This window comes from Ideonella sp. P3_A4 (assembly GCF_056403075.1).
In genome coordinates, this window is the sequence record NZ_JBFUGE010000196.1 from 1 (window position 1) to 10,866 (window position 10,866).

Sequence of the window (10,866 nt, forward strand, 5' to 3'; positions counted from 1 at the left end):
TCTGGGCCCAGTCCAGCATCGCGGTGACCAGCGCACCCGACTGGGAGACGAAAGCCAACTCGCCCGGTGCCGCGCCGATGTGGGCGAAGCTGGCGTTCAGCCCGACATGCGGGCTCAGCAGCCCGATGCAGTTGGGGCCCAGCAGCCGCAACAGGTGCGGCCGGGCCGCGTCCAGCGTCGCCTGTTTCTGCTCCGCACTCAGCCCCGCTGTGACGATGATGGCTGCGCGCGTGCCCATGGCACCCAGTTCGGCGATCAGCTTCGGCACGGTCGCGGGCGGTGTGCACAGCACGGCCAGCTCCGGCGCCTCGGGCAGATCGGCGGTGCGGGCGAACACCGGCACATCGTCGAGCACGGTGCGCTTGGGGTTCACCGGGTAGAGCGCGCCGCGGAAGCTGGCCTTCAGGTTGCGCCAGACGGTGGCGCCCACGCTGCCGGCGCGATCGGAAGCACCGAACACCGCCACCGACTTCGGGTTCAGCAAGTGGTCGAGATGGCGAATCGTCAAAGCAGTCTCCCGGCGTGGAACGCCATGATGGCCAAGGCCCTGCACGCGGACTTGATCAGGGTCAAGCCCGGCCGGCGCGCRGCTGGCAGGCTACGCTGGTTGGCATCGAAAGACACAGCATGCAGCTCGAATTTCTGGGGGCCACCGGCACCGTCACCGGCTCGAAGTACCTGGTGACCCATGGCGATCGGCAACTGCTGGTCGACTGCGGGCTGTTTCAGGGCCTGAAGCAGCTGCGCCTGCGCAACTGGGCCGACGTGCCCTTCCATGCGTCCAAGATCGACGCCGTGGTGCTCACTCATGCGCACATCGACCACAGCGGCTTCATCCCACGGCTGGTGAAGCTGGGTTTTCGCGGCCCGGTCTATTGCACGCCGGCCACACATGCCTTGTGTGAACTGCTGCTGCCCGATTCCGGCCGCCTGCAGGAAGAAGAGGCAGAGTTCGCCAACCGCCACGGCCACTCGAAGCATTCGCCGGCGCTGCCGCTGTACACGGAAGAAGAGGCGCGCACCGCGCTGCGCCGCTTCAAGCCCATCGCGTTCGACGAAGACTTTGCACCTTGGACGGGCTGGTCGCTGCGGATGCGACCGGCCGGCCACATCCTCGGTGCCGCGAGTGTTCGCGTCAGCGCCGAGGGCCGCAGCATCCTGTTCTCGGGCGACCTGGGCCGCAGTGACGACCTTTTGATGAAGTCGCCCGCCCCACCCGACGACGCCGACGTGCTGGTGATCGAATCGACCTACGGCGACCGCGCACATCGCGAGGGCGACGTGCTGGCTGAGCTGGCTGCTGTGGTGAACCGCACTGCCGCGCGCGGTGGCGTGGTCGTGATCCCGGCCTTTGCAGTGGGCCGCGCGCAGACGCTGCTGCTGTGCATCGACCATCTCAAGCAGGCCCGGCGCATCCCGGACATGCCGGTCTACCTGAACAGCCCGATGGCCGCCGATGCCACGCGCATCTACAGCCACTGCGCGGGCGAGCACCGGTTGACGCCGGCGCAGTGCGACGCGCTGGGCCGCGTGGCCAAGATCGTCAACACGGTCGAAGAGTCCAAGCAGCTGAATCAGCTGACCTGGCCGTCGATCATCGTCTCGGCCAGCGGCATGGCCACCGGCGGGCGGGTGCTGCACCACCTGAAGGCCTATGCGCCCGACCCGCGCAACACCATCCTGTTTGCCGGCTACCAGGCGGCCGGCACGCGCGGCGCTTCACTGGTCGGTGGCGCCACCTCGGTGAAGATCTTTGGCGAATACGTGCCGGTGCGCGCCGAAGTGGTCAACCTGGACATGTTGTCAGCCCATGCCGACAAGGAGCAGCTGCTGGCTTGGGCGGGCGCGATGACGCACGCGCCGAAGCGGGTCTTCATCACCCACGGCGAACCGGTGGCGGCCGACGCGCTGCGTCTGGCGCTTCAAGAGCGGCACGGCTGGCTCTGCGAGGTGCCGGAGTACCGGCAGGCGGTGGAGCTGTAGCCCCTAGCGATCGCTGCGTGGCCAGCTCTGCGCCAAGGTCCGGCCCTCGGCCGAGAGGTACGGCGCGAGCTGCTTCCAGGCGATCGTCACCTCGTCGTTGCAAGCACGCATCGCGTGGAAGAAATCCGTGGGAAACACCAGGCCCTGGGCGATCGGATACGGCGCTTGCACGCTCATCTGGTCGAGCACGTCTTTGCAATCGTCGCCTTCCGCGTTGCGCGGATGCTGCTTCGCGATCAGACGGAACAGGCCCGATGTGATGGGCCTGCCCAGCGTGCCGGCGTGGGCAACGAGTGATTTCTGTCCGCCCTGCACCCAGTCCCAGGTATCCACAAGCCTGCCGCGTTCCAATGACCACGTGACATACGACAGCGACGACGACCCGTGCGCACCGCCGCAAAAGATCTCCGGCGTCATGTCTTTCAGCACCAGAAGCTGCGGAGTCCAGACCACCGGCTCGAGCGAGCTGCCGATAGGCTCGCCGCCGCCGTAACCTCGGCCCGAGTTGCAGTCGAACGCGATCGCTGATTGGTCGCGGAGCCACTCGAGCGCATAACGGTTGAACTCGCCGGCATGCGGCACGCTGGAGGGCACGTCCATCGAGGTGGCCTCTTCGCTGGAGATCTCGCGATAGGCATGTCCTTCGAACTGGGCCGGCTGGTATTTCAGCTGAATGGCGCCGCGAATCGGTTCGTAGTAGGCCTGCTCGCAGCCACCGCCATGTGTTGGCGCCAGAGATGCCGCGCCGGTCACCTTGCGCAGTGAGATCGCGGCTTTCTTGCCGCCGCCAGGGGCCGTCCAAGTGCCGGACACCTCGGTGGCCGATTTCGCCTCGAGCTGCCAATGGCCGCTCGATTTGTCGTCGCTGCCGGTGGTCTGTACCCGCTCGTCGAGCTCGAACCGGCCGCTGCGCCAGGCCTTGGCGATGGCTTCGGCGCTTTGGCTGTCATTGCTGTCATCGCCCGACGGCCACAGGTGAATGCCTCGCTTGTAGCGCAGGTAGTAGTACCCGGATTCGCCGGCTTCAGCGAAACACGCCATCACCGCAGCTTGGCCGATGGTGCCCTTCCAGGCCCCGGTGGGGACCGGCGCTTCGGCCCGCACCGAGACGGGAGTCAAGGCAGCAAGACATGCCAGCAGGGTTGCCAGGCCAGGAAAGGTTCTTTCGATCACAGCCATCACTCCAGCCACCCTTGGCCGTCACATTCGCCACCGAACGGCGGCGGAACATAGATCGCGGCGACGCCGGCAATTTCGCCCGGACCGGCTTCACGGCCCAGGTACAGCTTGGCCTCGCCGACATCATCGGCAAAGTCGATCAGGTAGTCGGGCTTGCCATCGTGGTCGATGTCGCCAGCCCACACCAGGTACTCGGTGGACACCATGTGCGAGCAACTGCCAAGCTCGTCCAGCAACTGGCGCTTACCCGGCATCCGCAGCTGCAACAGGAACTTGCCGCCTGGGCGGTCGAGCAGCGGCACCAGCGTGGCCTGCTCGCCGCCGGGCAGGTCGACCGCCAGCTCCAGCGTGCCTTCGGTGGCTGGCCGCTTCTTCTTGAAGGTGTTGGCCGCATACGTGGTGACCGGCCCGGCAGCCAGCCACGAGATGGCAGGGTTGAGCTTGAACCACGCCACGACGGTGCCCGCGCCCGGCGCCTGCCGACGCAACGTCAGCTTCTGGCCGCTGGTCGGCTGGTCGTCGTAGTGGCCTTGCCATTTTTCACGGCGTACGGCGAGCTTGGCAGGCTCGAAGCGGCAATCGGCCTTGCCGCACACCAGCGCCAACCAGTCGTTGCCGGCCCGGTAGCGGTCGCCGGGCTGCCACTGGTCTTCGCCGAGCAGGAACTCGATCGTGCTGCTCAGCGGCGACTTGTTGTCTTCGGCGGCAACGGCCACCGCGTGGGCACCAACCAGCAGGGCCCACCACCACGCATGACGAATACGCATCACAGCCCCTCCACCGGCGTCAGCACGGTCTTGCTCTTGCCGTCCGCACCCGCCAGCGTGCGGCGCAGGATCCGCCCCTGGTGCTTGCGCCAGTTGTCGTTCTTCTCGGCCTGCCACAGCAGCTCCCACTGACCGGTCGCCGAGTTGAGCCACTCGACACCGCTGGGCCCGCCACCGGTGCCGAGGCCTTCCAGCTCGCCGCTGGCAAACAGCTCGTCGTCGACCTGGAACAGGCTGTACTTGTCGTCCACCTGCAGGCGCGAGCCCTTGCGCGCCAGCTGCGTCCAAGCGGTGCCTGCGGGGTTGGAGACCTCCAGCACGAACCGGATAGGGGCTTCGGCGGTGGTCCTCGGTACTTCGCCGGCCTTGATCACGCGCCCGTCGCCGAGCACGGTGGCGCGGCCACCTGCCGCCCCTGCCGGGGCTGAATTGGCCCAGCGCCGAGTGGCCGGATCGAAAGTTTCGTAGCGGCGCCATGGCAGGAACTCACCGATGCCGACGTACTCGTCGGGCTGCCCCGGTTTCAGCGCGCGTTCGGAGTAAAGCGCTATGCGCTCGGAGCGCACCTTCCCGCCCGCGACCACCACGTGGCCATCGTTCAGTTCCCGCACGCGCATCTCCGCGTGTTCGTCGGGGCTGTTGTGACGCTCGCGGTTCAGCGAGGGCCAGGGCGTGCTTTCCAGCGTCGGCTTGCCGCTGCGCGATACCAAGCGAAGTTGCTGCAGGCTGCCGTTGGGGTCGATGGCGAGCAGGCTGCCGTCCTTGAGCTGGCTCACCGCCATGTCGGGTGCGAGGCTGGCGCCGCCCACCTCTTGCCACTGCCACGGCACAGTGGCCGTCGGTGGCAACCATTCGGCCGTCAGCGGCTTCGGGTCTCTTTCGCCGCCGTAGGGGCTGTCCGGCCCGCTGCCCCCGATCACCAGAACGCCGCCCGCGACCCTGAAGGCGCGGGCGTTCTGGCGAGCGGTTCGCAGCGATGGCCAGGTGGTGACGCGGCCGTCGCGATCGATCGCCTCCACGGCGCTGCTGATGACAAAGCTGTTCATCCCGGCATGCCGCGAGCCGCCGATCACCAACGCTGGCGCAGCACCGGCCGCGGGCAGGAAGGCCGCACCGTGTCTGTAGGTGACCAACGCACTGTCGGATGGCGGCTCAGGCAACGGCGTGGCGATGCTGGGCGGCCGCAGCAGGCTCAGGCTCGCGTAGTTCTGCTCGCAGGACTTGCTCGAGTAGTGCCCCTCGGAACGGTTGCGAAGCCACGCGTAGGYGTTGCCCGCCACGACGAAGGGGAAGAAGCCGCAGCCGCCCTCTTCGCTGCCTTCGGTCCATTCGCCCACGGTCCGCCAGGTCCAATTGCTGGTGTCCAACGAGTGCACGGCGCCGACAGTCCCCTGCCCGACCAGCAGGGTCTTGCCCCAAGGGGCATCCCACCAGAAATGCTTGTGCCGGGCGGCGCCGGTGGGCATCGGCGGCAGGGCCTCGAACTTGTCGGTCGCCGGGTTCCAGCGTTCGGCCGTTCGGGACGCACCGCTGCCCCACTCTGCCACCTTGGTCCAGCCCCCGGTGACGAGCACACTGCCGTCAGGCAATGCGCTGGCGGCCAGTTCGGAGCGGGCCTCGAGCATCGACGGCCCATCGCGCCACGCTTTGGTCTTCAGGTCGAGGATGTGCGTTTCCGCCCGGCAAGGCGAGCAGCCGCGGTAGTCGCCGTTGGAGCCGCCCAGGATCATCAGCTGGTTCTGACCCGCCACGGCGGCGGCGAAGTCACCGCGGTAGGGAATGGCGAGCACCGGCATCGCGGTCAGCGTCAAGCGGCCCTTCACGCGCTCGATGGTGTAGACCTTGATATGACGCTTTTCCACATCGCGGGTCACCAGCGCGGCCGAATCGTCGCCGAGCTTGAGCAACGCATACAGCAAAGGGTCGAAGGCTTCGTCGGTCTCAAGCTTCAGCGCCGGGCTGCCATCGAGCGGCAGGTGCAAGAAGCGCCAGCGTTCCGCGCCGTCCTGGCAGCCGATTTTCGTCAGTGCAAGCAGCCCGGTAGGCAGCGGCAGCTGCGAGAAGACAAAGCCGCTCAACCGAGGCTCCAGCGGCGTTCGCTTGGTGCCCCCGGTGGAAGGGTTCCAGCGGTCCGTCGTCAGCTCCCACGCCCAACAGCCCTGGCGCAGCCCCTTGGGCGCAGGCTCGACGGGGCGCTGCCCCAACCAGCTCAACTCGCCGTTCGGCGTCGCCGTGACCTGCTGGTTGTCAGGCAGCGGCAGCTCGGCGTAGGTGGGAACCGGTGGGATCGTGACAGCCGCTGCGGCGGCCGTGCCCCACATCGCAAGCCCGGCGATGGCGGCGTGCAGGCAGCGACGAATCAGGATCGGAACAGGAGCAAAGAAGAATCGGCTGCAATGCATGGATTGGCTGGACGCTGCCTCGAAGCCGGGCAACCCCTGGTGTGCGTGACACTCGATCGTAGCCGCACGCTGGCCAACCCATGGCGCTGATCCTCGATCAAGGCACCAGCAGAACAGGCCGGCGCAGGCGCGCCAGCACCCCCGTGGCGACGGAGCCGAGCACGACGTTGGCCAGCGCCGTGTGGCCGTGCGTGCCCATCACGACGAGGTCAAAGTCACCCTCCTGGGCGGCTTGAGCGACCGCCTGCCCGGCATGCCCGATCGCATGCCGGGCTTCCAGCTCCCAATGGTTCTGGGCGGCGAACTTGCGCACCGGCTCCAGCACCGTGTCTGCCTCGCTCTCGTACCAGCCGTCTATAGAGGACTGGGGAAGGTAGGCCGCAGCGTGGCTGGTGATGGCCGGCACGACCGTCAATGCGGTGTAGGTGTGCCGTGGGCCGAGCAGTTCATCGTGGGCGGCGATGTACGCGAGCATGCGCTGGGTCGTGGCACTGCCGTCGACGGCGAGAAGAATCTTCATGGGGGCTCCAACCATTGAGGGTGTCGTGAATGCCCCATCGTCGTCGCAGTCGGTCTGTCGGCGCTTGAGCGATGTCAAACCGGGTTGCGCCGCGCCGTCTATGGGCATCGCAAAGACGATATCGTGGTCGGCATGAACGGGCAGACGACTACCGACCCATGAGCCTTGAACTGGCCCGCAGCTTTCTGGCCGCCCTGCTGATCGGGATCCTGGTCGGCATCGAGCGCGAAAAGAAAAGGCACGCCGAGCCTTCTCACACCATCGGCGGCATCCGCACGCACGCCCTGCTGGCGCTGGCCGGTGGGGCCGCGGCCTGGATGGCGCGCGAGTTGCAGTTCGGGTGGATCTTCGTTGTGGTGCTCGGTTCGGTGGGCGCGATGGCGGTCGCCAGCCTCGTTCGCCGCGGCCGCGACGGGCAAGACGAGGCGCCCGGCATCACCAGCGAGATTGCCGCGATGGCCGTCGTGCTGCTGGGGGCGATGGCGGTCGTCGGCAACCAGGCGCTGGCAGTCGCGCTGGGCGTCACGGTGTCGGCGGTGCTGGCGTACAAGCAGCCTCTGCACGCGTTGGTCGAGCGCGTCGGCATCGACGACATCCTGGCGGTGATCAAGTTGCTCATCGCCTCGGTCATCGTGCTGCCGCTGGTGCCCGACGAAGTGATCGACCCGTGGCACGCGATCAACCCCTACCAGCTGTGGCTGCTGGTGGTGCTGATCTCGGCGCTCTCGCTGGCCGGCTACGTTGGCATGCGTTGGCTCGGGCCCGCCCGCGGTACGGCGATCACCGGTCTGGCCGGCGGGCTGGTGTCGTCCACTGCCACCACCTTGAGCTTTGCACGCGACAGCCGCACGGCCGACCCCTTCGCCAGTGGCGATGCGATCAGCGCCGGCATCCTGCTGGCCTGGCTGGTGATGTTCCTGCGGGTGACGGTTATCGTCGCCATCGTCAACCGCCAGCTGCTCGGGGTCGTCTGGCTGCCGCTGTTGGTGATGGCCTTGGTCACCGGTGCGTTCGCGGCGCGGCACTACCTGGCCGGCGCAGCGGCCGCAACAGCAGCCACCGCCGAACATCCCATCGTCGTGAAGAACCCGTTCAGCCTCAGCGCCGCCATCCGCTTCGGGGCCTTGTTCGCGGTCGTGCTGGTCGTCGTGAAGCTGGCCCAGCAGCATCTCCCCAGCTCCGGTCTGTACGCCGTGTCCGCCCTGGCGGGCGCGGCGGATGTGGATGCGATCGTCCTCTCGCTGGCCAGCGACGGGCACAGCGCGCCGGGCATTGAGCAAGCCGCCTGGGCGTTGCTGCTGGCGCTCCTGGCCAACACGATCGTCAAGGTATCGACCGTCGTTTTGCTCGGGCGCRGCCCGATGCGCAGGAACGTGATGCTTGCCGCGGCCGCCATCTGCGCAGCGGGTGGTGTTGCTGCGGTGGCCTGGATCTGACGCCGCCGCCCAGCAAGCGGCTCAGGTGTTTCGCCTGAGTTTGAGCGACTCCGGAAATCGTCGGGCGTTCTTGGGCGTGGCGTCGTGGATCAGCTGAGTGACCCCGATCAAGTTCGTCCGATAGGCTTCGGCCACTCGGTCCAGCGGTTCGCGAAGAGACGACTGCGGCGCATAGCGATAGATCTGCCCTTCTCGAGCCAGCACCCCACCGTCGCACAAGGCCTGCAGCAGACGTTGGGCAGTGGTCTGTGAAAGGTACAGCGCGTCGGCGACTCCCTCTGCGGAGCGAGGGATGAGCGGCGCGGATTGGAAGAACAGTGCGGCCTCGAGGTACGGCACCGATGGAATCCGGGTCAGGATGAAGCGCTCGACGTCTTCGGCCAGCATGGAAACTTTGGGCACGATGTAGGTGTATTGAATTGCGAGCAAGACGGCGAGAGATCGATCGGCCTGCGATCAGAAGATCATCGGTGGCGCTGCATTGCACGCACGGCAAGCTCCACCCGACTGCCAGCGTGCAGCTTGTCCATGATGCGGCTGACATAGTTCTTCACGGTCCCTTCGGCCAGGAACACGGCTGCCGCAATCTGCTTGTTGCTCTTGCCCTGCGCGATCAGCTCGAGGATGCGAAGCTCCTTGTCGTTCAGAGGCTCCTCTGACGTGGGCCGCGGCGCACTGTCGGATCCCGTGCGCAGATCCGCAATCGGCCCGCGTCCGGCCATGGGGGCCACGGTGTCTGCTGGCGCTTCCCCGGCTGGGCTTGCGGTCGAGCCCGCGGAGAACACCCGAAACTGCTCCATCACCTTGCGAGCGATTGCAGGGGACAAGCGGGACTCGCCGCGATGCACAGACCAGATGGTCTCCAGCACCTCGGCTTCCGAGGCGTCTTTCAGCAAATAAGCGTGCGCCCCGGCGCGAATGGCCTCGAACACGAGTTCGTTGTCGTCGTAGGTGGTCAGCACCACGATGTGCGTCGCCGGCAATCGGGACGTGATTTCACGGGTGGCGACGACACCGCTGGCGCGCGGCATCTGAAGATCCATGACCACGACGTCGGGTTGGGTGGCGACGGCCAGTTCGATGGCCTCCAGACCATCCGCGGCTTGCCCGACCACCTCGATGCCGGCTTCCGAGGCCAGCATCATGGCCATGCCACGCCGTATCAGCGGCTGATCGTCGACGATGAGCAGCCGCAAGGCGTGCTGTGCGATGTCAGTTTCCACGGTTCACAGTCCGGGCGGGCGTTCCACGGGGGCGGCTGCGGCGTCGATCTTCGGTAGACCCAGCCGCAGCTGAATCTCGCCGAACAACGGCGAGGGCAAGCGCGCCGCGAAGAATCGCAGCATGCCGCCCACCGCCTGCGAAGCCTGCTCGGGCGAAAGACAAGCCGAGCGGCTCACGACTTGAACCAGCTCGTTGATCACATGGTCCTGCCTCAGCACGGGGGGCTGCGGCGACCGCGACGTGAAGGGTGCATTGAACGAGCTTAGCCGCCCCCGGATGCCGACGGGAGTGACATCGGGCACCGTATGGTCACGACTTGCAAGTGGCACTGGCCGGACGCTCATAAACTGGTCTGATGAGGGATCTTCTGCGGCAGTTCCATCCCCGTTGGCACATTGCCGCGGCGATCGGTTGGGCGGTGTTCATGGTGGTGACCTTGGCAGCCCTGGTGGCTGCCAACCTGGCCGCCTCCCAGGCCGACAGCCGGGCGCGCGAAGACGCGACAAGCCTGCTGGCCGAGTTCGCCACCCAGGTACGCGACGCGCTGTCGATGAACGTGAAAGCACGACGCTCCGTTCTCCAAGCAACGGCGGCCCAGATTGCCGCGACGGATGTTGATCACACCGACACGGTGCTGCGCACCTTCGAAACGATCCAAGCGCAGTTCCCCGAATTTGTCTGGCTCGGCGTGGCGGACGAGCATGGCGTCGTCGTCGCCGGAACCCAGGGGCGGCAGGTGGGCGAGAACGTGTCCTCGCTGCAGTGGTTTCAGCAGGGGCGCCAACAACCCTTCGTCGGTGATCTGCGCACGCCACAAGGTGCCAAGGGCGGCTCATTGGCAGCGAATGCTGGCTCTTCGGGGCTGATCGACATCGCCGTGCCTGTACGGCCAGCCGGCCATGGCGACCCGCGCGTCATCGGGGCCTCGGTCACTTGGGTGTGGGTAGAGCGGGAAATGGTCAAGATGCAGGAAGCGCTGAGCAAGCGCCACGAGGTGGAATTGATGCTGGTCGGGCGCGACGGGCTGATACTGGCCGGACCGGACGCTTGGCGAGGGCGCAACACCAACGCCTACGATCTGACGGAAAACGGCACCTACGTCGTCGGCGCGCGCACCCAACTGCGCCTGGCCGACGGCATGGGACTGGGGTGGACTGCGGTCGTTCGCCAGGATGCCGAGTTCGCTCTGGCCCCGGTTCGCAGCACCCGGCGAACGGTCTTCATGACGGTCTTTCTGGCAGGCCTGTTGTCGGCCGTCGCCGCAGCCATGGTGACCCGCGTACTGACCCATCGACTGTCGCTGCTGGCGGAAGAAGCGGAAGCCGTTCGCGTCGGGAGTCACCGGACCTTGACGC

The 10,866-nt window shown here is 67.0% G+C and carries 11 protein-coding genes; 3 read left to right on the forward strand and 8 right to left on the reverse strand.

Annotation, left to right across the window (positions count from 1 at the left end; genetic code table 11):
• A partial coding sequence (locus tag AC1DYI_RS17510) for a CoA-binding protein (protein ID WP_477205415.1) occupies nucleotides 1-508 on the reverse strand: 508 nt, incomplete at its 3' end.
• 119 nt (nucleotides 509-627) lie between these two features.
• Here AC1DYI_RS17510 and AC1DYI_RS17515 point away from each other — a divergent pair.
• Nucleotides 628-1,983: an MBL fold metallo-hydrolase RNA specificity domain-containing protein gene (locus tag AC1DYI_RS17515; protein WP_477205416.1), complete on the forward strand. Its 1,356-nt coding sequence runs from the start codon at nucleotides 628-630 to the stop codon at nucleotides 1,981-1,983.
• Between the two features lie 3 nt (nucleotides 1,984-1,986).
• Here AC1DYI_RS17515 and AC1DYI_RS17520 read toward each other — a convergent pair whose 3' ends face one another.
• The 4 genes from AC1DYI_RS17520 to AC1DYI_RS17535 all read right to left on the reverse strand — a co-directional run bounded on the left by AC1DYI_RS17520 (nucleotide 1,987) and on the right by AC1DYI_RS17535 (nucleotide 6,851).
• The gene (locus tag AC1DYI_RS17520) at nucleotides 1,987-3,102 is read right to left on the reverse strand and encodes a hypothetical protein (RefSeq protein WP_477205417.1); all 1,116 of its coding nucleotides are present in this window, start codon (nucleotides 3,100-3,102) and stop codon (nucleotides 1,987-1,989) included.
• 59 nt (nucleotides 3,103-3,161) lie between these two features.
• Complete coding sequence (locus AC1DYI_RS17525) at nucleotides 3,162-3,929, reverse strand: hypothetical protein (RefSeq protein WP_477205418.1); 768 nt, start codon at nucleotides 3,927-3,929, stop codon at nucleotides 3,162-3,164.
• Nucleotides 3,929-6,331 (reverse strand): Kelch repeat-containing protein, encoded by a 2,403-nt coding sequence (locus AC1DYI_RS17530; protein ID WP_477205419.1) that lies wholly within the window; start codon nucleotides 6,329-6,331, stop codon nucleotides 3,929-3,931. The genes AC1DYI_RS17525 and AC1DYI_RS17530 overlap by 1 nt, the downstream gene beginning before the upstream one ends.
• A gap of 97 nt (nucleotides 6,332-6,428) precedes the next feature.
• Entirely contained in the window at nucleotides 6,429-6,851 is a 423-nt protein-coding gene (locus AC1DYI_RS17535; protein WP_477205420.1) for a universal stress protein, read from the reverse strand.
• 71 nt (nucleotides 6,852-6,922) lie between these two features.
• Between AC1DYI_RS17535 and AC1DYI_RS17540 the strand changes: the two genes are divergently transcribed.
• Complete coding sequence (locus tag AC1DYI_RS17540; protein WP_477205421.1) at nucleotides 6,923-8,287, forward strand: MgtC/SapB family protein; 1,365 nt, start codon at nucleotides 6,923-6,925, stop codon at nucleotides 8,285-8,287.
• Between the two features lie 21 nt (nucleotides 8,288-8,308).
• Here the strand turns inward: AC1DYI_RS17540 and AC1DYI_RS17545 are convergent, their stop codons facing one another.
• From AC1DYI_RS17545 to AC1DYI_RS17555, 3 genes are read right to left on the reverse strand one after another with little or no spacing between them, the layout of a single operon-like run.
• Nucleotides 8,309-8,716: a hypothetical protein gene (locus tag AC1DYI_RS17545; RefSeq protein ID WP_477205422.1), complete on the reverse strand. Its 408-nt coding sequence runs from the start codon at nucleotides 8,714-8,716 to the stop codon at nucleotides 8,309-8,311.
• 35 nt (nucleotides 8,717-8,751) lie between these two features.
• Nucleotides 8,752-9,510 carry a response regulator gene (locus AC1DYI_RS17550; protein WP_477205423.1) on the reverse strand — a complete coding sequence of 253 codons (759 nt, stop codon included), beginning with the start codon at nucleotides 9,508-9,510 and terminating at the stop codon, nucleotides 8,752-8,754.
• Between the two features lie 3 nt (nucleotides 9,511-9,513).
• On the reverse strand, nucleotides 9,514-9,729 hold the full coding sequence (locus AC1DYI_RS17555) for a hypothetical protein (protein WP_477205424.1): 216 nt from the start codon (nucleotides 9,727-9,729) through the stop codon (nucleotides 9,514-9,516).
• A gap of 137 nt (nucleotides 9,730-9,866) precedes the next feature.
• Here AC1DYI_RS17555 and AC1DYI_RS17560 point away from each other — a divergent pair.
• A partial coding sequence (locus tag AC1DYI_RS17560) for a PDC sensor domain-containing protein (RefSeq protein WP_477205425.1) occupies nucleotides 9,867-10,866 on the forward strand: 1,000 nt, incomplete at its 3' end.

Coding starts and splice junctions, on each gene's coding strand:
- AC1DYI_RS17515 (WP_477205416.1), top strand. CDS start 628: ATGCAGCTCGAATTTCTGGGGGCCACCGGCACCGTCACCGGCTCGAAG.
- AC1DYI_RS17525 (WP_477205418.1), bottom strand. CDS start 3,929: ATGCGTATTCGTCATGCGTGGTGGTGGGCCCTGCTGGTTGGTGCCCAC.
- AC1DYI_RS17535 (WP_477205420.1), bottom strand. CDS start 6,851: ATGAAGATTCTTCTCGCCGTCGACGGCAGTGCCACGACCCAGCGCATG.